This is a genomic window from Gordonia sp. LMA167, assembly GCF_058130025.1.
In genome coordinates this window covers 6786540-6807977 of the sequence record NZ_CM176708.1, presented here as the reverse complement: position 1 = coordinate 6807977, position 21438 = coordinate 6786540, and the positions used below count along the sequence as shown (strand labels likewise).

Genomic DNA, 21438 nt, shown 5'->3' with positions numbered 1-21438 from the left:
TCTTGGTGTTCGGGGGCGATTGTCGCGCTGCGGACAGGCCCAGTTGGGGTCGGTGCTATTGGGCCAACTCGTGCCCGCCCACGGCGTCTCGGCACACCGAGGGCAGTTGGTAGGCATCAAGATCGCATGTTCGACACAGACGCGGTGTAGCGGCAGTGACCATGTCGAGTTCCAGTATCCTTGCTGAGCAAGGCATTCGGGACAGTAGGAAGGGTCGAGGGGCATCGATTCCGAAGACTTACCGTACCGTTCCCAGTGCGTGCGAAATGCGGAAACAGCCTCGGATATGAGTCCTGCCCGGAGGTATCGGGCTCGTTCGTCCGGTAGCCCCACCGTATCCACAATCAAATCACTGTGCTCAGCGATATGCGCAGAGACTCGTGTGGGGGACCAGGCACTCGTTGGAATCCCGAGTTCTCGGAGTAGCGCGCGTGCGGTGAGTCCGTAGCGGTGGCCGAAACGGCGCAGCCAACTCGGTGCGGTCTCATCGTCCCTGGGGGCGACGAGTATGGGAAGCCGCCGCGGGTTGTACCCGTCTGGTATCGCAATTGCGGAGGGTAGTTGCTCCGCGTCGGTTCTCTCACCTCTTGGGAGTGGTGAGCCGCTGAGCGGCATTGTCAACGACGACCTCCTCCAGGATGCTCGCAGTAATTTGCTCGGTGCCCGTCTTAATAGCCAGATAGGCGGCCCGATCGAGCAGGTTCGTCAGTGAACCGATGTGCCCTTGCGTTCGGCGGAAGAGTTCCTTGCCGAAATCGGATAGTGTCCCAGGCGTTTGCGCGGCGAGCATTAGGTGCAATTCGAGGGCGTTGAGAAGCGAGATCCAGGCGACGTTGCTGGCATCGGAGTCGGTGTTGAACGGCGCGACGCGTGCACGTGTGGCACGGCGGGCAGTCTGTGCGTACACGGCACCGTCATCGCCTCCCAGGCCCTCGTCGAAGAACTTCTTCTCTGTGAGGCGTACACCGACGTAAATGAACGTGACCGCCATTTCGTTGGCCAAGCCCTTCAGATGATTGCTTACTTCGCGACCGTGACGGTCTCGAAAGTCGATGAAGTGAAGGTCATCGATGACAATTATCTGAGTCTCGCAGCTCCGTACGCAGTCGACCGCGAGCGCACCCAAACCAGAAGTATTCGCACCAGCTACCCCCAGATGGCCATAGAAGGCGAGGATCTTTCTGTTCAGGCCCTTGAGGGTGATTCCAGCATCGAGCGGGATGAAGGCGACCGGAATACGCTGATCGCCTGCGGCGGTCTCGCTGCTGAGGCGGCGAATTGCAGTTCGATGGAACTGCCTTGCGTAGCGGATGGCGATGGTGGTCTTACCGAGACCTGGCGGGGCGTCGATCACGACCGATCCGCGGAGGCGGTCGCCATCGCGACGGTTGGACGCCATGACTTGATCGATGACAGCGAAGGCGTGCGTGAGTTGAGCTGTCTTGACAGTCGGGAGGTTGGCATTCCATACAAAGCGAGCTTCGTTGTAGTCTTCGCGCTCGTCGTCGCTGAGCGCTGCGATCTGTCCCTTCGTGAGGAGTTCCAGGCTCGCGCGCGGCGGCGAATGCACGAAGTCGTGCCAGCCCACTTTTGACGCCAGGTTGTAGCGATGCGGTTGATTGTTTCGAAGCCATAGTGCCCATGGGTTACTCATTCGTCGAATACCTCATAGCTCGAATCGTCTGCACCTTGGTACTTCTCAAACACATCGAGGTCATCGTCCAAATCCCAACCTGGAGGGCGACGTTCTGCTCTCCTCGCGAGAAGGTCGATAACTCCTGGCAGTGATGCAATCTCGTCGTCAGGTTGGCCATCGCCAGTATCGCTTGCCGTGGAACGGGTGCTGGCCAGGCGTCGTGCGAGGGCGCGGTCGCGCTTGGATTTGGTGTTGCCTTTGGACCACTCATCGAGGAGGTTGCGGACGGCGTCCTGTGGGTCGACATGCCGGTTTTCGCGGACGGCCAGAAGCTTGGTGTAGTCGGCGGCGTCCGAGGAGAAGGGCTGGTCGAGTCCACCTGCGTGCTCCCAGACCAGAGGCGACCATTTGCCAGATGAGGGGTCGCGGAAGTACACGCGTCGAACATCGCCGCTGTCTATGTGGATTGGCCATTTTCTAGCCTTCGGACCACCGAAGTTGGACTTGCTATTCCGGTAAGGGTTGAGCGCCGCGCCATCGTATCGGCGCCCATCCACTTCTATGCCATAGTGCTGGATCGTGCGCCACTCCACATTGAGAAACTCGTACGCAAGGTCCGGTGAGGACGGGATGGTGAGTCCACCGGCGCGAGCCAGGCCGATCTCGTACATTTCGAGCGGTGATAGCTCGAGGCCGGGCGTCTCAGGGAGACACAAGCCTTCGTGTTTCGACCGGTGGTACACCCGAGCTGTCCACTCGCGAATTATCGACTCAAGCTCGGCGACGTAGTAGAACGCTTGACTCTCAATGTCTTCACCGCGGTGATAGACGTCGGGTCCCTTGTAGCCCGGCAGTTGCTGAAGCAGGCCGAGCCGAATGGTCTTGAAGAAGCGTTCGACAGTTGGCTTGTCTGACGCCTTCTTTACGATCGCAGGCTGAATCGAGATTCCGAGTCGCGCACAGGCGGATCTGACATGGTGCGAGAGGTAGATCTTGCCATGGTCAACAACGATTGACTCGGGTAGGCAGCCTGGGATGCTCGGAGTGGCATCGTCTGCGGTCGGGTCGTCGCGTTCGATTGCGATCGAACTAGGCACGCCGTGAAACGGCCACGCTCCGTCGTCGACCGGTTCTTGGGGCGTCACCGACTGGTGTAACACATTGGCCACGTCGATTGCCTTGGTTGAAATCGGGGTCAGGCGCAGACCGACAATGCAGCGTGTATAGAGGTCTTGCGCCACAGTGAGTTCGACCGGCACCCAACGCAGCGTGATCGGCTCCATCGCGAACACGTCGAGGCGCGTTGTGTCGAGTACGAAGTACTCTCCGGGGCGCGTGGCGCGCAAACGGCCATACGGGGCCTCCGGCCGGTCGGCGGCGATTCGCCGTGCCTTTCCGCTGCCAAATGAATAGCGACCCTTGGAGAGCTCGTCCAGCCAGCGGTAGGCGGTCGCATTGGATGGGGTGGGCGCCAGATCGGCGCCACACCGCTCGGTCAGCAGATTGTTGGCCTGGTCGATTACTATGTTTCTGCTGGGTGTGGATTCGCGTGTGTACCGATTGAGTACGTCGAGGCACGCCTCCCGCCAGAGTGGGTCGATCGGCGAGCGCTGCTTCCTTGCTTCGACGAGGCCGGCTGGTCCTGACTCTTGATACGCCTTCACCCAGCGTTTGACGGTGCGGTCAGACATGTTGTGTGCGAGAGCGACCGTTTCGGAGCTGCGACCGATAGAGTCGCCGCTGTTGTGATGCATCTCCAGTACTGCTTCGACGACGGCGAGCCGTGCGTTGTAAGTCTCTTGCTGTTTCTTCGTAAGATTCGAAAGCAGTTGTCCGGACGTCTCGCAGGGCCTGCGAGGTGCGTCGAGCGGCTGAGAAGACCTCACGAGGTGTGGAGTGCTCACCGCTCGTGTGCCGCGATCCGATTCGACTATCGACCGACTGTCGCTGATCTCGACTATGCGGACCACGGATCCGTCGATCCACACCCGATCGCCAACAGCAAGTCGATAAGTGTTGCTCATACGGCCTCGGCTCGATGGATCAAGGTGTTGTCGCCGAATGGCCGGGTGAGATCGGCCGTGAAGGTGCCCGTCCACAGAAGCTCGAGGACGATGTGTCGAGGCCGTGCAATCCGCTCGGCTGCGAGTGTGGCTTCAGCGTGCGCGATTGAGAGCTCCTCTGGAAATCGTTCGAGCACCGTCTGGAACAGGGCCGCGCGCGACTCGCGGCGAGCCTGAGAAGCGAATCTGATGTTGTTGATCAATGCCGAGTCCTCGCCGGTCCAAACCTCATAATCGGCGGAGAGGCGCTTGGACACCACCTTGGTCCACGTGAACACGGCCTTGACCTCGTCTTTCTGCGCGATTCGTGGATTCTTGACGTCCACGACCAAATATGACCCATCAGCCCGCGTCAGTAGGAGATCGGGACAGTGGCGTCGGCCGGTACCTCTGTCGTCGCCGGTGATCCAGAAAGGTTGCGCCGTGATCCAAACGACTTCGGGATCGAAGTCGGCAAGCAAGATGCGGTCGCGTTCGAGAAGGCTTTCGTAAACCACGTGGTCGGCTGTTGTACGGGTCCAAAAAAGACCTGGATAGTGGCGTTGGCCGGCGTGGGACGGTGGCAGGCGCACTGGCTGGGCTCGGGCCATCGAGCTGATCGAGTGATCCCTGACCTGACTGATGGTCTCGTCACCGGCTTCGGTAACGAAGCGAATCTCGGTCGCACCGATCTGATCAGGCATTTTGCTATCGTGCCGCATGACAGCCCGATGAGAACGATGACACGCCTATGACAAGCCGATGAGAAAATGACACGTTCGGTGAGAAGCTACAGCCATCTTCAGGTCCTGGCGAAATATCGCAGGGAACAAACATCCGGCCACCAGGGTTGAGTCGGTCAGACTGAACTTTGGAGGTTAGATGACTGAGACATACTCAGTGCCCGTCCTGTTCGTTCCTGACCTGGTCGTCTTGCCCGGCATGGTGGTGCCGATCCCGCTCGACGACGCCGCTCAGGCGACGGTGGACGCGGCCCGGGCCAGCGAGTCCGGAAAACTGCTGGTCGCCCCGCGTCTGGACGACCGCTATCCCACCTACGGCGTGCTCGCGTCGATCGTCCAGATCGGCCGGATTCCCGGCGGCGGCACAGCCGTCGTCGTGAAGGGCGAGAAGCGGGCCCACATCGGGTCCGGCACCACCGGTCCGGGCGCGGCCCTGTGGGTCGAGATCACCGAGGTCGACGACCCCGAGATCACCGACGAGGTGAAGGCGCTGGCCGCCGAGTACAAGAAGCTGGTGCTGGCCATGCTGCAGCGTCGCGAGGCGTGGCAGATCATCGACGCGGTCAACAAGATGACCGATCCGTCCGACCTTGCCGACACCGCCGGGTACACGTCCTGGCTCACCGACGCCCAGAAGCGTCAGCTGCTGGAGACGCCGGACATCGCCGAGCGACTCACCCTGCTCACCGAGTGGACCGGCGAACACATCGCCGAGACCGAGGTCAGCGACAAGATCGCCGACGATGTGCGCAGCGGCATGGAGAAGCAGCAGAAGGAATTCCTGCTGCGTCAGCAACTCGCCGCGATCCGCAAGGAACTCGGTGAGGACGAACCCGACGGCGCCGACGACTACCGCGGTCGCGTGGAGACCGCCGACCTGCCCGACAAGGTACGCGAGGCCGCGCTGCGTGAGGTCGGCAAGCTCGAACGCGCCAGCGACCAGTCGCCGGAGACCGGCTGGATCCGCACCTGGCTCGACACCGTGCTCGACCTGCCGTGGAACGTCAAGACCGACGACTCCACCGATATCGCCGGTGCCCGCGAGATCCTCGACGCCGACCACCACGGCCTCGAGGACGTCAAGGACCGCATCGTCGAATACCTGGCGGTGCGTGCACGTCGCGCCGAACGCGGCCTCCAGGTCGTCGGCGGCCGCGGCTCCGGGGCCGTCATGGTGCTGGCCGGCCCGCCCGGTGTCGGCAAGACATCGCTCGGCGAAAGTGTCGCCCGCGCGTTGGGCCGCACGTTCGTGCGCGTCGCCCTCGGTGGTGTGCGCGACGAGGCCGAGATCCGTGGTCACCGCCGCACCTACGTCGGTGCTCTGCCCGGCCGGATCGTCCGCGCCATCGGCGAGGCCGGATCGATGAATCCGGTCGTGCTGCTCGACGAGATCGACAAGGTGGGCTCGGACTACCGCGGTGATCCGGCGGCGGCACTGCTCGAGGTCCTCGACCCTGCGCAGAACCACACGTTCCGCGATCACTACCTGGATCTCGACCTCGACCTGTCCGACGTCCTGTTCCTGGCCACCGCCAACGTGGTGGAGAACATCCCGTCGGCGCTGCTGGACCGGATGGAGCTGGTCACGCTCGACGGCTATACCGAGGACGACAAGGTCGCCATCGCCCGCGACTACCTGCTGCCGAGGCAGGCCGAACGGGCGGCCCTGACCGCCGACGAGGTGACCGTGACCGACGCGGCGCTGCGTGAGATCGCCGCCGACTACACCCGGGAACCCGGTGTGCGGCAGTTCGAGCGGCTACTCGCCAAGGCGCTCCGCAAGGCCGCCACCAATATCGAATCAGGCAAGGCCACCACACCGGTCACGATCGACGAGCCCGACCTCAAGGAATATCTGGGGCGGCCACGGTTCACTCCGGAATCGGCCGAACGCACCGCGGTGCCCGGCGTGGCCACCGGCCTGGCGGTGACCGGAATGGGTGGCGACGTGCTGTTCATCGAGGCCAACTCGACGGACGGCAAGCCCGGACTGCAGCTCACCGGACAACTCGGCGACGTGATGAAGGAATCCGCGCAGATCGCGCTGTCCTATGTCCGGGCGCACGCCGAGCAGCTCGGTGTCGACCCGACAGCGCTGGACAAGACCATCCACGTGCACGTGCCCGCCGGCGCGGTGCCCAAGGACGGTCCGAGCGCGGGCGTCACCATGGTGACCGCGCTGGTCTCCATGGCGACCGGGCGAAAGGTGCGTGCCGAGGTGGGTATGACCGGTGAGGTCACGCTGAACGGTCGGGTGCTGCCGATCGGCGGGGTCAAGCAGAAACTGCTTGCCGCGCAACGCAACGGGCTCACGACCGTGTTCATCCCGCAGCGCAACGAGCCCGACCTCGACGATGTGCCGGCCGAGGTGCTCGACGCGTTGGAGGTCAAGCCCATGGTCGATGTCGCCGACATCATCGTGCAGGCGCTCGAGCCGGCGCAGGAGGCGAACGCTACGGCGGCCTGATCCACACGGGCACAACGGCACACACGGCCGGGCGGTGCGTAGGAAGGTCCTACGCACCGCCCGTCTGTTGTGTTGTGCCGACTACGCGTCGCCCTGGAGCTGTGCCATCATGCCCATCGCATCCATGATGATGCGGCTCTCGCTCAGCTTGCCGTCCCGGAAACGATCCAAGGTCCAGGCCTCGACCGTCACCGATCGGCCTGTCGCCGGGATGCCGAGGAATTCTCCGCGGTGGGTGCCCGTCCACGTCGACCAGGCCGCCACGCGGTCGCCCTCGGCCACCATCTCGTGGACCGACCACCGCAGGTCGGGGAAGGCGCTGAACATCTGCGCCAAGAAGTCGCGTAGGCCGTCGCGCCCGGGGCCTTGGCCGGGCGGCGGATTCTGCTCGACGAAATCCTCGGTGAGGATGTCACTGATCATCTCCAGATGCTGACCGTTGATGATCTCGTCGATGAAACGCCGGTCGGCGAGCTTGTTGGATTCGGCCAAACTGGTTGTCGCGGTGTGTGCTTCGGTTGAGGTGGACATCGATCTGCCTTTCGTGGGTTGTCAGAGCGGAAGTCTGTTGGCGAGGGCTTCGTGTCCCTCGGCACGGCCGGAGAGGGTGCGCGCGAACTCGATGGCGTCGATGCCGATCGTCGGCGCGCCGCCGTGGCCGGTGAAGCGGCCACCCGCGGGGCCCTCGAGGTCGAGTGTGAAGGGCTGGTCGTGGACTTCTGCCCACTCGGCCAGGATGTCCTCGACGATCCGTCCGTCGTGATCGGCGGTGGGCTGCAGCTCGAGGCCGGTTGCCCGCGCGAGGTCGACGCGATGCATCCAGGTGTCGCGGGTGAAGCCGATGTCGAACAGGTACCCGAGGGGCTTCCAGCCGAGGTCCACGCCGAGGGGGGTGCCGATCGGCAACAGCGGAAGTGCGCGAACGGGTGTGGGCATACGCGTTCGTGCCCGCAATGCGGCGGCGGAGTGCGTTTCCCACAGGTTCGCCAGTTCGTCTGTCTGCCAGCGGGTCCGGGCCCGTAGCTGCGCCTCGTTGAGGCCGTCGACCCAGTGTTCGCCACCGATCTCAGCGGTCAGTGGTCTCCCGGCCCGGACCTGCCGGAGGAATTCCAGCGGATTGGCCTGCGCCTGGGCCGAGGCGATGACATGGACCACCACGTCTCGGACCGTCCAGCCGTCACAGTCGGTGGCCTTCGCCCAGTCGTCGGGACCGAGGCGTCGAAGCAGTTCGAGCAGGCGCGCGTTCTCGGTGGCGGTGAGTTGCATCGCCTCGTCGTGGCCGATCCGTTTGATGTCTGTTGCGGGACGGGTGCTTTCGAACGAAGTCATTGTGTGGCGTCCTCTCGGGGGAAGTGGTCGACGACGAGCGCGACCATGGTCTCGACATGTCGGGTCCATCGGTCACCTCCGGGGTCGTTGGCGATCTGCTGGGCCCCGATGCCGGCGATGACGGCGGTGTAGGCATCGAGTTGGGCAGGCAGTGTCGCGCCGGCCGCGACAAGCAGGACCTGTGTGCGCCGTACCAGTTGCTCCGCCAACCGGTAGGAGGTCTCTGAGGGGACGAATCCGGGAATGGTGCGCTGGAACAGCAGCTGTTGGCGTGGCGGGTTGTCCACGACGAACTCGACGATCGTCTGCGACAGCCGCATCAGTTGCTCGCGGGCCGAACCGGCCGCGGGAACGGCATCGATCCGTGCGAGCAACTCCTCGTAGGCTTCGGCGAACATCGCGTCGAACAGATCCAGCTTCGACGACACATAGCTGTACAGCGATGGCTGCCGCATGCCCACGCGTCGGGCGACCTCGTGCAGAGTCACCGCACCCAGACCGCTCTCGTTCGCAATCGACCACGCGGCGTCGAGAATCTGCCGGCGTCGCGCGGCGCGCTTATCGAGTGTGAGTGGCGGCATCAGCGGCTCCTATCGTTGATAGGCATAGAACTATCATTGATAGACGATGCGGGAAAGTCAAGAGTCTGTGCCGTTCGGGTGGGTGCTGGATCGGCGGCTCTGATTCGGCCACATCGGCAGCAGCCGATGAGTGCGACGACGATAATCGGTACTGCGGTTTGTCAACGCTGCGCCCGGATCAGGTGAGCCTGCGACCTGCGCGGAACGGATGTCGAGGAGGTCCCATGACCGATCTACCCACCATCACCGACGAAGAAATGCAGACGAGTCTTCAGTACGCCCAGCCGTATTCCGTGGTCATCCTTCGGGCCGGCCCGAAGTACAAATCTCCCGAGGCCGAGGCGATCATCTGGGAACACGGCCGCCGCAATTTCGCGCTCCGGGCGGCCGGCGCCCTGTCCGTGGTGCTCCCGGTCCTCGACGATTCGGATGTGTGCGGTGTGGGCATCTTCGATCGCGACGTCGACACGACCACCGGACTCATGAACGACGACCCTGGGGTTCAGGCCGAAGTCTTCACCTTCGAGGTGCACCCCGCCCGGGGCTTCCCCGGGGATGCGCTGCCGCCGGAACCTGTGTAGCTCGTCGGCAAGCAACCCATTGGCTGAAACCGACACACCAGCGGGCCGCGGTATCGATCATCGTTACCGCGGCTCGCAGGTGTTGATTGTTATGTCATTCTTCGCCGATTCGGTGAGTCACCGTCGCAAACCGAACAGTTCCTATCAGATCTGCCCGATGTTCTCGAGTATGTTCATGAACACCGTCGCGTTCTCATACAGCACCCACATCTCGGCAACTGTGGCATCGTGCGTCACCGGGTTCTGCAAACCGAAGTTGTTCACCCAGGCGGCAGTTCGAGTCGATTGGAACAATACGGTGGTCGCTCGCTTGTCGCCGATGATGTCACCGAGGAACCAGGCGGTGAACAATGGTTCCAGATCGACCCCGTAGGTCTTCTTGAAGGCCTTGATGATCGCCGGAGTGGCGTCTACGAGTGCCCCACCGAAGGTGTAGAAGTCGCGGGTGTCCTGCGGCGTCGACTTCACCGTCACCAATGCGTTCGGGAAGTCGATGATCAGATGCGCGAAGATCTCGCCCATCAGCACGCGCCCGGGACTGCGGTCGCAGTGCGTGGTCAGCCGCAGCGCCTGCGCCCAGTGAGCGGGAGGCTTTCCGCCCGTGACGAACTCGTGCAGCGCGCTCACATACAGGCGCACGACCTCCACCGCGAGGGCCGTGGCCCAGACCGGGTCGTCGTAGATCCCCGATTTGATACTCGGACCAACGAGTTTGAGGATCTCGTCGAAGGCGATCGGGAAGGTTCCGCGGTAGTCGTTGGGTTTACTCAGGACTTTGCGGAGGTCGGCGATCTTCTTCTGCGCGTCGTCATAGGTGACGATGCTTTTCGGATCGGTCAGCGCACCGAGTTGTTTGTTTTGTTCGGGTGTCGACTTGGGAATGCAGGCCGATACCGCTGTGGGGGATGCCATTGCCGTCGGGGCGATCGCAGTCACTGTGCCGAAGGTCAACGCCGTAGCCAGAAGTGCCACACCAACAGATTTGAATGCGCGCATGAGCGAAGAATATTCACATTGGTGCACATCCGTGTCGGAATTGTGAAGCTACCGAAAGGTAAGGTTGGCCGCGAGGCTCGCTCGTGCCGATGGCGCCGACCGCGTGGTGGCAGTCATCGCCGGTGAACATGTCACCGTGAACGTCGGCACGTATCGGGCCAACAAATCAACGAGATGCACTGTCCCGCAGTCCTTCCCGGCGCTGTATCGGTCGTCGTCGTACTCCAGGGCGCGATGGGACGCCACCGCGATCCTTCGCTACCCGTCGGCGGTAGGAATCGATCAGTCGTCGCCGGTCGGGAAACCGAAGATGCGCGCGATCGCCAGGCGGATCAATTCCCGGGGGAAGTGTGTGGTCGCGATCAGTGTCTGCTGCTGGATGAGTCCGTCGATGAGCGCCACCACCAGTTCCGCCGACCGTTCCGGGCTGTCCGGTCCGAACGCCGCCACGAACGGCTCGGTGAACTCGATGAAGGCGCTGCGGTTGGCGTTCACCTGCTTGCGCAGTTCGTCGTCGAACTGCGCTTCCACGACCAGCGCGTGGCGCGCACTCACCACGCCCTGCCCTTCGGTGGACATCGCCTCGACGAAGTCGGTGGTGCAGTCGAGGATCATGTCGGTGGAGGAGTCGTTTCCGGCCGCGAGTATCGGGGTGAACGCCCGTATCGCGATGGCATACATCTGCTCGTACACCTCGGCGAGCGCGAGTGCCTGGAGTCGAGATCGGGTCGGTGCGTAGTAGTTGACCGAGCCGGCGGGCAGGCCGACCGCCTCGTCCACCGATCGATGTGTCAGTGCTCGCAGGCCGCCGGCGGCGATGACGTCGAGAGCCGCCCGCCCGAACCGCGCCTGCCGGTCAGTCATCGTCGGCTTCGATGTCACGACCCCGCCTTCCGAGGTCACAGGCCTCGCGTCTGGAGACCGGGTCCATGCCCGGCTGATGCAGTCTAAACAGCGGTCGCTGGGTGTCGCATGACCGGAGCCGGGCAGTGAGATTTGACTCACATTGAGTGATATACGCTCAACTTTGACCGCGAAATCGGGAACATTCTCCGCGATCGTCCCGTTGGACTCATCGAGAAACCTGAGTCGTGTAGACTCAACCCAGGTTGACTCCGGCTCGTTCTTTCAGTAGGACATGAGTCGGATGCACTGAGGTTCGGGTCCCGCGCGGGTTTCGAAGAACATCCGCGGTTCGTGCCAGACCGGCGCCGGACCCGGGCACGTACTTGGGTGCAGACCCATGAACTAGGAGGAACACATATGTCTCGTGCAGTTGGAATCGACCTCGGCACCACCAACTCGGTGGTCTCCGTGCTCGAAGGCGGCGAGGCCGCCGTCATCGCCAACGCCGAAGGCTCCCGCACCACGCCCTCGATCGTCGCTTTCGCACGCAACGGTGAGGTTCTGGTCGGACAGCCGGCGAAGAACCAGGCGGTCACCAACGTCGACCGCACCATCCGGTCGGTCAAGCGTCACATGGGCGAAGGCGACTGGTCCGTCGAGATCGACGACAAGAAGTACACCCCGCAGGAGATCAGCGCCCGCACCCTGCAGAAGCTGAAGCGCGACGCCGAGTCCTACCTCGGTGAGGACGTCACCGACGCGGTCATCACCGTCCCGGCTTACTTCAACGACTCGCAGCGCCAGGCCACCAAGGAAGCCGGCCAGATCGCCGGCCTCAACGTCCTGCGTATCGTCAACGAGCCCACCGCCGCCGCACTGGCCTACGGCCTGGACAAGGGCGAGAGCGAGCAGACCATCCTCGTCTTCGACCTCGGTGGCGGTACCTTCGACGTCTCGCTGCTCGAGATCGGCGACGGTGTGGTCGAGGTCCGCGCGACCTCCGGCGACAACCACCTCGGTGGCGACGACTGGGATCAGCGCATCGTCGACTGGCTCGTCGACAAGTTCAAGAGCCAGAACGGCATCGACCTGACCAAGGACAAGATGGCGATGCAGCGTCTGCGTGAGGCTGCGGAGAAGGCCAAGATCGAACTGTCTGCGTCGCAGAGCACCTCGATCAACCTGCCCTACATCACCGTCGACGCGGAGAAGAACCCGCTGTTCCTCGATGAGCAGCTGAGCCGTAGCGAGTTCCAGAAGATCACCTCGGACCTGCTCGAGCGCACCCGTGCGCCGTTCCAGGCCGTCATCAAGGACGCCGGCATCGCCGTCGGCGACATCGATCACGTGGTGCTCGTCGGCGGTTCGACCCGTATGCCCGCGGTGACCGAGCTGGTCAAGGAACTCACCGGTGGCCAGGAGCCCAACAAGGGCGTCAACCCCGATGAGGTCGTCGCCGTCGGCGCCGCCCTGCAGGCCGGCGTGCTGCGCGGCGAGGTCAAGGACGTGCTGCTGCTCGACGTGACCCCGCTGAGCCTCGGTATCGAGACCAAGGGCGGCGTGATGCACAAGCTGATCGAGCGCAACACCACGATCCCGACCAAGCGGTCGGAGACCTACACCACGGCCGAGGACAATCAGCCGTCGGTGCAGATCCAGGTCTATCAGGGTGAGCGTGAGATCGCCTCGCACAACAAGCTGCTCGGTTCGTTCGAACTCGGCGGCATCGCCCCTGCGCCGCAGGGTGTGCCGCAGATCGAGGTGACCTTCGACATCGACGCCAACGGCATCGTGCACGTCACCGCCAAGGACAAGGGCACCGGCAAGGAGAACTCGATCCGCATCCAGGAGGGCTCGGGCCTGAGCAAGGACGAGATCGACCGGATGATCAAGGACGCCGAGGCGCACGCCGACGAGGACCGTCAGCGTCGCGAGGAGGCCGAGACCCGCAACCAGGCCGAGTCGTTGGTCAACCACACCGAGAAGTTCCTCAAGGACAACGAGGACAAGGTGCCGGGCGAGGTCAAGGACAAGGTCGAGGCATCGATCGCGGAGGCTCAGGAGGCTCTGAAGGGCACCGACATCGCCGCCATCAAGGCCGCGATCGAGAAGCTGTCGACCGAGTCGCAGGAGATGGGTCAGGCGATCTATGCGGCATCGGCTGCGGAGTCGCCCAACGGTGGCGCACCGGAAGGTGAGACTGCCGGCGGCGACGACGTGGTGGACGCCGAGGTCGTCGACGAGCCGTCGAACACCGGGGACAACAAGTGACCGCTGGCGGGCCGGACGGCACGCACGCTGCCGAGGAACCGGTCACGGTGACCGATCGTCGTCGCATCGACCCGGAAACGGGTGAGGTGCGCGAGGATCCGGCCGCCGGACCGGGCCCGGCGGAAGCCGAGCCGGTTACGGATGCGGCGCCCGACGAGGGCGAGACAGCCGCCGACGTCGCCGACGAGCGGGTGGCCGAGCTGACCGCGGACCTGCAACGAGAACGGGCCCAGTTCGCCAACTTCCGGCGGCGGGCTGCCGAGGAGAAGCAGGGATCGGTCGCCTATGGCAAGCAGCTCCTCATCGACAAGTTGCTGCCGGTTCTCGACGACCTCGACCGTGCCCGTGAGCACGGCGACCTCGAGAGCGGACCGCTGCGCGGTGTCGCCGACAAACTGGCCGGCGCACTGGCCGGCGAGGGACTCGCCAAGTTCGGCGAACCGGGCGACGTGTTCGACCCCGAATTGCACGAGGCGGTCCAGCACGACGGTGAGGGCGCGGAGCCGGTCATCGGTGCCGTGTACCGCACCGGCTACCGGCTCGGCGAGAAGGTGATCCGTCACGCGATGGTCACGGTCACCGACCCGGTTGATACACCGAGCAATGCAACTGAACAGACTGGTGCACAATAAGCGCACCCTTCTCGATCCCTGAGGAGCGAGGGGCGCTGGTGACCTCCTCGCTCCCTGAGTGACCACCCGGTCCCTGAGGAGCGAGGAGCGCTAGGGCTGGCGACCACCCCGCTCCCTGAGGAGCGAGGAGCGCTAGGGCTGGCGACCACCCCGCTCCCTGAGGAGCGAGGAGCGCTAGGGCTGGCGACCACCCCGCTCCCTGAGGAGCGAGGAGCGCTAGAGCTAGCGACCACCCCGCTCCCTGAGGAGCGAGGAGCGCTAGCGACGAGCGTCACGAAGGGGCGCCCTTCGTGACGCTCGCAAGCTCGCTCCTCAGGGGGCGGGGACGCTCGGCTCGCTCCTCAGGGGGCGGGGACGCTCGGCTCGCTCCTCAGTGGGCGGGGACGCTCGGCTCGCTCCTCAGGGGGCGGGGAAACTCGCACCTCAGGGGGCGGGGACGCTCGGCTCGCTCCTCAGGGAGCAGTGAACGACAACTGAACAAGGACAACTTCATCCAGACAATTGACATATCGAAGGAGGTGACGTCTGGTGGCTCCGCAGAGAGAGTGGTTGGAACACGACTTCTACAAGGACCTGGGCGTTGCTTCTGACGCTTCAGCTGAAGAGATCAAGAAGGCCTACCGGAAGCTCGCTCGCGAGCTGCACCCCGATGCGAATCCGGGTGACACCGCGGCCGAAGAGCGATTCAAGCGGGTGTCTGAAGCACACAGCGTGCTGTCCGATGCCGAGAAGCGCAAGGAATACGACGAGACCCGCGCCATGTTCGCCGGCGGACGATTCCGCGGCGGAGGCAACGGGTTCCCCGGGGGCTTCCCCGGAGGCGGGGGAACGACCTACACGACGTCGACCGGCGCCGACTTCAACATCGGCGACCTGTTCGGCGGGGGCGACGCGGGCGGCGCCGGCGGCGGATTCGGCGACCTGTTCGAGGGCTTGTTCAACCGCGGCCCGCGCAACTCGACGGCCACTCGGCCCAAGCGCGGCAACGACCTCGAGACCGAGACGTCGTTGTCGTTCAAGGACGCCGCGATGGGTACGACCGTCCCATTGCGGGTGACCAGCCCGGCTCCCTGTACGACCTGTCATGGCAGCGGCGCGAAGCCGGGCACCAGTCCGCGGGTCTGCCCGAACTGCAACGGTTCCGGGTTCGTGAGCCGCAACCAGGGGGCGTTCGGTTTCAGCGAACCGTGCCAGGACTGCCAGGGCACCGGGTCACGGATCGACGATCCGTGCTCGGATTGCGAGGGCACCGGTGTGAAGGTCCGCGCCCGCACCATCAATGTCCGCATTCCCGCCGGCGTGGAGGACGGCCAGCGCATTCGCTTGGCCGGCCAGGGGGAGGCGGGCCGTCGCGGAGCGCCGTCCGGCGACCTGTACGTCGTCGTGCACGTCACCGCCGACAAGGTGTTCACCCGCAGCGGCAACGACCTCAAAGTGCAGCTGCCCGTCAGCATCTCCGAGCTCGTGCTCGGTGCGACGGTGTCGGTGCCGACGCTCGACGGGACCGTCGGGGTCAAGATCCCGGCGAACACCACCGACGGCCGCACCCTGCGGGTCCGAGGACGTGGGGTGCCCAAGCGGTCCGGCGGCGCCGGTGACCTGCTCGTCACCGTCAAGGTGGCCGTACCGCCGAAACTGGACGACGCGGCCGCCGAAGCGATGCGGCAGTACGCCGCCGCGGAGAAGGCCGCCGGTTTCGATCCCCGCGCCGGGTGGGGGCGATGATGATGGCGCGCGACTTCGAGAACGAGAGTGCCGCGACGTTCCTCATCTCGGTCGCCGCCGAACTCGCCGGCATGCATGCGCAGACACTGCGCACCTATGACCGGCTCGGTCTGGTCACGCCGCAACGCACGAGCGGCGGCGGCCGGCGCTACTCCACGCGCGACGTCGAACTGCTCCGCGAGATCCAGCGCCTGTCCCAGGAGGAGGGCGTGAACCTCGCCGGGATCAAGCGGATCATCGACCTGAGCAATCAGGTCGACGCGCTCCAGCAGCGGGTTCGTGAACTCCAGGCCGACCTCGACAGCGCGTCCCAGCGGCGTGGCGGCGAACTGGTGCCGGTACCACGGACCAGCGCGCTGGTGGTGTGGCAGCCGCGGCGCAAGCGTAAAGCCGACTGATCGGCGACATCGCCCACCCGCTACCCTGACTCGGGACGAAACGTCGCCGGAGACAGGACTGAGGACATGGCCGAGACGAAGGGCGCCCATTTCGGGGGCGGCTCGCCCTCGGCCGGGTCGGTGCTCGGGATCTCCGTCGTCGAGGATCAGGTGGCCTCCATCGTCCGTGGCCCAGACGGCGAGATCATCGCCACCAACCTGGTCGAGCTGCCCGATCCGTCGGCACAGAGTTCGGAGACCGCGATCCACGAGCTCGTGGATTCCGTGCCGTACGAGATCGATCGGATCGGTATCGCCTGTGCGCGGCCGGCCACGCAAAGCTATCTGCAGTCGAATCTTTCGCCCGGCACGTCTCGGCCCGGCTGGTACGACAAGGTTCTCGTCACCGACTCGCCGAGCGCCCTTGCCGAGGCGGCCCGCGCGGTGGTCGCCGGCCGCGGCATCATCGCCGTCGTCGACCTGGACCGCGCGGCGGTCCCGTCGCCGGGATCGTCGGTGGTCACACTGGACTCGGCGACCGGCGAGGTGCTCGGCACGGCCGAGTTCGCCTACGGTTCCCCCGGTCCCGTCACCGATCCGGCCCATGCCAGTGCTGTCGCCGACGCGGTGGTGGCCGCACCCGGCGGTTCGTCGGTGACGTCGGTGGTGTGTACCGGCCCGGGGGCGGAGGTGCCCGGCGCGGCGTCGGCCCTCGAGTACGCACTGGCGCGCCCGGTCACGGTGGCCCACCAACCGGCGCTCGCCGCTGCCGTCGGTGCGGCCACACTCGCGGTGCGACCCACTGCCGCGGTGCGCGGAGCGTCGTCGAACCGTCGCTGGTGGCTGATCGGCGCAGCGATCGTGGCGGCCTTGGCCCTCGGCGCGATCGCAGCGTCGGCCGTCTTCGCCGGGGTCGACGCTGCCGACGAAGACGCGGCCCCGACGTCCACGGTCACCGAGACCGCGCCACCGACGACCGTGACCCGCACTGCCGAACCGGTGACACAGGTCCGTACCGAGGTGGCGACCACGACGGTGCGCGCTCAGCGGGAGACCGTCACCGAGACGTCGACGGCCACCGAGACCGAAACCGAGACCGAGACCGCCACCGATGCGCCGACCGTCACCGTCACCGAGACGACGACGGAGACCGTGTTCGGCGGCGGCCCGGGCACCACCTACGGCCCGCCCTGACGCGAAGACGCTCTGTTCGTTCCCCTGGTATCGGCAGGTCCCCCGCCGGCTGGTGGAGAGTTTGGCGATACCCGGGGGAGGAAGCTCGGACCGTCAGCCGACCGGGTCGTGCTGGATCATGCTGGCCCGCGCACCCGCGATGAGCAGTCGGCGACGGGTCGTGTCGATCATCTTCGCCGACCCCGCGATCAGGACCTGATGGTCATCCCACGGGCCTGACCCGGCGACCACCTCGGCCAGGGTGCCGATCCGGTGCTCGATCCCCAATGCCTCCGGCGTCGCCATCGACGTGATCCACCACGGATCGGCAGTCTCCTCCGACACCGCGGTCACCGTCAGCCACGGATTGGTCGCCGCGATCCGACGTAGCACCGCGAGGTCATACAGCTCGCCCGGGTACCGCATCCCATAGAAGATGTGGGTGGGCGGCGAGTCGGCCCGTTTCGACATCTCGATCAACAGCGCTCGCAGCGGCGCCAGGCCCGTCCCGCCCGCGACCATCAGCACCGGCCGCTGCCGGTCGACGTGCAGCGTGCCGTGGCCCTGAGCGAAATACCAGACATCGCCGGGCCGCGTCTCACCGACGATCGCGGAGCTCACCGTTCCTCCCTGCACGGCACGGACATGGAACTCGAGTTCGCCCGCCGGGTTCGGGGGGATGGCAGGGGACAGATTGCGCCACACCTTGGGGCGTTGCGGAACCTGAACCTCGAGGTACTGGCCGACGTCGAACCGAAGCGGCGCGTCGGTGCGCAGCCGGACCACCGCCAGGTCACGGGTGATGCGGAACTTCTCCACGACCTGCGCCGACCACAACGCCGGATGGGGCGCGGTTTCGGCGGCTCCGCGCATCACCCCGGTGGTCAGCATCATCGCCTGCGTCACCGTCTGCGCCGCCTCGTCGTCCCAGTAATCGCCGAGGATCGCGGCGAACTCGGCGATCAACGCCTGGTAGATGATGCCGTAATGCTCGGGCCGCACGCCGTACTTGCGGTGGTCACGGCCGAGTTGCGCCAGGAATTCGATCAGCTCCTGATGCCCGGCTTCGCTCGGCACGACGTCGAGCACATGGTCGATCACCCGGAAGAACGCATCGCGCTGACCCGCCATCACGGCCGGGAAGAGTTCCCGGAGGTCCGGGTCGATGGAGAACATCCGCGTGTAGATGTTGGTGGAGAAGCGGTCGGGGTCGCGATTGATCAGGTCACGGAGGTGATGCAGCGTGTGCCGAGAGTGACTGGCCACGTCGCACTCACCTCCCCGTTGATCCGTTGTTCCGCGTCGACCCGATTATCCCGAAAGACTCTAGTCACCCTAACGGTCGAGCGACGGTGACTTACGATCGATCATTCGATGTCGGGTCCGCGTCAACTGTGGCAATCTCGGGTAGGTGAGCTCGCTCGATGGCGTGATTCCGGGCATAGTCGATGCCCATCTGCACCAGTGGAATCCGCGGAGCACACCATGGGCGGCGAACCGACTCTCGCGGCTGTATCGGTTCGTCCCGTCGTTCGGGGACCGGGTGTTCCCGATGGTGGTGTCGCAGGCGGACCGCGAATACGTGCTGACCCCGAGCACGGTGGCGCGGGTCTATGAGCCGATGCAGTATCTGGCCGACGCAGTCATGGTTCCGCCGATTGCCGGCGTTCGGGTCGACACGGTGGTGCACATGGAGTCGCACTGGCGCGGCGACGACACAGCCGGCGGTTCGGAGTCCCCGGCGGGCCGCTCGGCGGTCGAGGAGACCCGTTACGTGGTCGGGCTGCCGTTCGGGCTCGGGTCGGCGCCCCGTCTCGGCGCGATCGTCGCGCATGCCGATCCGCGCTCCGAAAGGTTTCCGGAACTGCTCGACGAGCACGCCGCGCTCACCGACCGCATGCGCGGCATCCGGTGGATCACCACGCGCCACCCGGACCCCAAGATCCGCAACGGCGCGGACAGCGACGGCATTCTCGCCTCGACCGCCTTTCTGAAGGGTTTCGCCGAGGTCGCCGAGCGGAAGCTGGTCTTCGACGCCTTCGTGTACTCCCATCAGCTCTACGATGTGGTGACCCTGGCGCGCGAGTACCCGGAGGTGACCATCGTCGTCGATCACATCGGCGCGCCCGTCGGGGTGTTCGGTCCGGTCGGCGCACGGACCGGGGCGACGGCGGGGGCGCGCGCCGACATCCTGCGCCTGTGGCGCGAACGGATGATCACCGTCGCCGCCTGCCCCAACGTGATGGTCAAGCTGTCGGGTCTCGGACTGCCCGTGCTCGGCTACGGGCGCGAACGGTGGGGCAACGTCGGCAGCCGAGGCACGCTCGCCGAGATGATCGGGCCTCTCGTCGAGCATGTCCTCGGCCATTTCGGCGCGGACCGGGTGATCTTCGGCTCCAACTTCCCGATCGACAAACCCAACGCGTCGCTCGACATGATCATCGGTGCCCTCATCGACCTGATCTCACCCCGCGGCGACTATGTGCTGCGGAAAGTCTTCCGAGAGAATGCATTGCGGGTGTACCGGATCGAGGATTAGCTGCCGACCCACCCGCTGATCGAGTGGTCGATGCCCACCCGCTGATATCGAGTAGTCGACGCCCACCCGCTGATCGAGTAGCCCCACCCGCTGATCGAGTAGCCCGAGCCGCCAGGCGAGGGCGTATCGAGATCCGGTGGTGGTCTCGATACGGTGCCTCGGCTGGCGCCTCGGCGCCTACTCGACCAGCGGTTGGGTGTGTCGAGATTCGGTGGTGGTCTCGATACGGTGCCTCGGCTGGCGCCTCGGCGCCTACTCGACCAGCGGTTGGGTGTGTCGAGATTCGGTGGTGGTCTCGATACGGTGCCTCGGCTGGCGCCTCGGCGCCTACTCGACCAGCGGTTGGGTGCCCTCCTGCTGGGCGAGGGCGTGTCGAGATCCGGTGTGGTGGTCTCGATACGGTGCCTCGGCATTCACCCGAACGAAAGGTGGCGCGAAGCGCTCACCGCGTCCACCACCCGCGCCTCCGTGCCGGTTCGGGCACCGGGACATCCCGCAACGCACGCCGGATGATGTCGGTGAATTCCGCACAGGTGTCATAGCGATCGGCAGGGTTCTTGGCCAGCGCCTTGACGAACACCGAGTTCAACGACGACGGCAGCCACGGATGAGCCTTGGTCAGCGCGGGCACCGGATCGTGGAGATGGGCGTAGGTGATGGCGAACGCAGTCGCCCGCGGAAACGGTGGATCACCTGTGAGCAGCTCGAACATGCTCGCGGCCAGGGCATATTGATCGGTGGCCGGGGAGAGCCGTTGTGCGGTCAGCAGTTCCGGGGCGGCATAGGCGATCGACCCCTGGACCCGGCCATTGCGTGCCAGGGGACGGGCGTCATCGAGCAATTGGGCGATCCCGAAGTCGGTGAGCACGGCGCGCGTCTGCTCGGCGCTCGTGGAGACCATCACGTTTGCGGGTTTGACATCTCGGTGCAAGACCTCGCAACGATGGGCGTAGTCCAAGGCGGCGGCGATCTGCTCACCGATGTCCGTGATCGTCGCGACCCCGGCCTCGGTCGGGTGGTGGGTGATCAGTTCGTTCGCCGACGTTCCGTCGATGAACTCCATCGCCATCCACAGAACCGTTGCCGGCGTGCGGTTCTCGTCATCGACGTCCGCGGCGTCGATCTCGCCCCGCGAATACATGTCGACGATGTGTGGGTGATCGAGGAGCGAGGCGATGGTGAACTCCCGATCGAAGCGTTCGCGCATGCGCTGCTGGTCGTTGGGTCGCGTGTGCAGGACCTTGAGCGCGACCGGATCGGGATCATCACCCCGGTGGGCGCGGTAGACCTCGGCGCTGCTGCCGCTGCCCAGGTAGCTGTCAATGGCGTAGCCGCCCACCAGGTCACCCGCCCCGAACACAACGTCAGGGTAGTCGGGCCAGGAACGATCGGCGCGGTGGCGGGTGGTCACCCCGGCGCGGCCGGTATCCCGGACCTGTGTCGAGCGCGACGGCCAGTGTTTCTCCGCGTCCTGGATGTACCCGTTCATATCGCTCACCC

The 21438-nt window shown here is 65.2% G+C and carries 18 protein-coding genes and 1 pseudogene; 8 read left to right on the top strand and 11 right to left on the bottom strand.

Annotated elements, in window-relative coordinates; translation table 11 throughout:
• Positions 1–132 precede the first annotated feature (132 nt).
• From ACVT6V_RS30580 to ACVT6V_RS30565, 4 genes and pseudogenes are all read right to left on the bottom strand, one after another.
• Positions 133–615 (bottom strand): annotated as a pseudogene (locus ACVT6V_RS30580) (TniQ family protein); the annotation flags it as partial.
• A complete protein-coding gene (locus tag ACVT6V_RS30575) occupies positions 581–1654 on the bottom strand; it encodes an ATP-binding protein (RefSeq protein WP_006369929.1) in 1074 nt (357 codons plus the stop codon). The pseudogene ACVT6V_RS30580 and the gene ACVT6V_RS30575, both read right to left, overlap by 35 nt.
• Positions 1651–3660: a TnsB C-terminal domain-containing protein gene (locus tag ACVT6V_RS30570; protein ID WP_079931101.1), complete on the bottom strand. Its 2010-nt coding sequence runs from the start codon at positions 3658–3660 to the stop codon at positions 1651–1653. Before ACVT6V_RS30570 ends, ACVT6V_RS30575 begins: the two co-directional genes overlap by 4 nt.
• Complete coding sequence (locus ACVT6V_RS30565; protein ID WP_006369927.1) at positions 3657–4382, bottom strand: TnsA-like heteromeric transposase endonuclease subunit; 726 nt, start codon at positions 4380–4382, stop codon at positions 3657–3659. Before ACVT6V_RS30565 ends, ACVT6V_RS30570 begins: the two co-directional genes overlap by 4 nt.
• Positions 4383–4560: 178 nt before the next feature.
• Between ACVT6V_RS30565 and lon the strand changes: the two genes are divergently transcribed.
• A complete protein-coding gene (gene lon / locus ACVT6V_RS30560; protein WP_489897794.1) occupies positions 4561–6888 on the top strand; it encodes an endopeptidase La in 2328 nt (775 codons plus the stop codon).
• Positions 6889–6969: 81 nt separating this feature from the next.
• Here the strand turns inward: lon and ACVT6V_RS30555 are convergent, their stop codons facing one another.
• Genes ACVT6V_RS30555 through ACVT6V_RS30545 form a run of 3 tightly spaced genes read right to left on the bottom strand, consistent with a single transcriptional unit; the run spans position 6970 to position 8798 of the window.
• Positions 6970–7419 (bottom strand): ester cyclase, encoded by a 450-nt coding sequence (locus ACVT6V_RS30555; protein WP_489897793.1) that lies wholly within the window; start codon positions 7417–7419, stop codon positions 6970–6972.
• 21 nt (positions 7420–7440) lie between these two features.
• Positions 7441–8217, bottom strand: coding sequence for a maleylpyruvate isomerase family mycothiol-dependent enzyme (locus tag ACVT6V_RS30550; RefSeq protein WP_489897792.1), 777 nt, complete (start codon positions 8215–8217; stop codon positions 7441–7443).
• Positions 8214–8798, bottom strand: coding sequence for a TetR/AcrR family transcriptional regulator (locus ACVT6V_RS30545; protein WP_489897791.1), 585 nt, complete (start codon positions 8796–8798; stop codon positions 8214–8216). The genes ACVT6V_RS30550 and ACVT6V_RS30545 overlap by 4 nt, the downstream gene beginning before the upstream one ends.
• 224 nt (positions 8799–9022) lie before the next feature.
• On the opposite strand from ACVT6V_RS30545, the gene ACVT6V_RS30540 reads away from it, so the two are divergent.
• Positions 9023–9379, top strand: coding sequence for a hypothetical protein (locus tag ACVT6V_RS30540; protein ID WP_489897790.1), 357 nt, complete (start codon positions 9023–9025; stop codon positions 9377–9379).
• A gap of 144 nt (positions 9380–9523) precedes the next feature.
• Here the strand turns inward: ACVT6V_RS30540 and ACVT6V_RS30535 are convergent, their stop codons facing one another.
• Complete coding sequence (locus ACVT6V_RS30535) at positions 9524–10375, bottom strand: DUF5995 family protein (RefSeq protein ID WP_489897789.1); 852 nt, start codon at positions 10373–10375, stop codon at positions 9524–9526.
• 282 nt (positions 10376–10657) lie between these two features.
• Entirely contained in the window at positions 10658–11257 is a 600-nt protein-coding gene (locus tag ACVT6V_RS30530; protein ID WP_489897788.1) for a TetR/AcrR family transcriptional regulator, read from the bottom strand.
• 381 nt (positions 11258–11638) lie between these two features.
• On the opposite strand from ACVT6V_RS30530, the gene dnaK reads away from it, so the two are divergent.
• The 5 genes from dnaK to ACVT6V_RS30505 all read left to right on the top strand — a co-directional run bounded on the left by dnaK (position 11639) and on the right by ACVT6V_RS30505 (position 17420).
• Entirely contained in the window at positions 11639–13492 is a 1854-nt protein-coding gene (gene dnaK, locus ACVT6V_RS30525; RefSeq protein WP_489897787.1) for a molecular chaperone DnaK, read from the top strand.
• Entirely contained in the window at positions 13489–14124 is a 636-nt protein-coding gene (grpE, locus tag ACVT6V_RS30520) for a nucleotide exchange factor GrpE (RefSeq protein ID WP_489897786.1), read from the top strand. The genes dnaK and grpE overlap by 4 nt, the downstream gene beginning before the upstream one ends.
• 528 nt (positions 14125–14652) lie before the next feature.
• Complete coding sequence (dnaJ, locus tag ACVT6V_RS30515; RefSeq protein ID WP_489897785.1) at positions 14653–15849, top strand: molecular chaperone DnaJ; 1197 nt, start codon at positions 14653–14655, stop codon at positions 15847–15849.
• A complete protein-coding gene (locus ACVT6V_RS30510; RefSeq protein ID WP_489901070.1) occupies positions 15849–16247 on the top strand; it encodes a heat shock protein transcriptional repressor HspR in 399 nt (132 codons plus the stop codon). Before dnaJ ends, ACVT6V_RS30510 begins: the two co-directional genes overlap by 1 nt.
• A gap of 66 nt (positions 16248–16313) precedes the next feature.
• Entirely contained in the window at positions 16314–17420 is a 1107-nt protein-coding gene (locus ACVT6V_RS30505) for a hypothetical protein (protein WP_489897784.1), read from the top strand.
• 93 nt (positions 17421–17513) lie between these two features.
• Here ACVT6V_RS30505 and ACVT6V_RS30500 read toward each other — a convergent pair whose 3' ends face one another.
• Positions 17514–18665, bottom strand: a complete 1152-nt coding sequence (locus tag ACVT6V_RS30500; protein ID WP_489897783.1) for an FAD-binding oxidoreductase — start codon at positions 18663–18665, stop codon at positions 17514–17516.
• 145 nt (positions 18666–18810) lie between these two features.
• On the opposite strand from ACVT6V_RS30500, the gene ACVT6V_RS30495 reads away from it, so the two are divergent.
• Positions 18811–19938: an amidohydrolase family protein gene (locus ACVT6V_RS30495; protein ID WP_489897782.1), complete on the top strand. Its 1128-nt coding sequence runs from the start codon at positions 18811–18813 to the stop codon at positions 19936–19938.
• A 442-nt stretch (positions 19939–20380) separates the two neighbouring features.
• On the opposite strand, the gene ACVT6V_RS30490 is transcribed toward ACVT6V_RS30495, so the two are convergent.
• Positions 20381–21298, bottom strand: a complete 918-nt coding sequence (locus ACVT6V_RS30490; protein WP_489901069.1) for a serine/threonine-protein kinase — start codon at positions 21296–21298, stop codon at positions 20381–20383.
• Between the last annotated feature and the right edge of the window lie 140 nt (positions 21299–21438).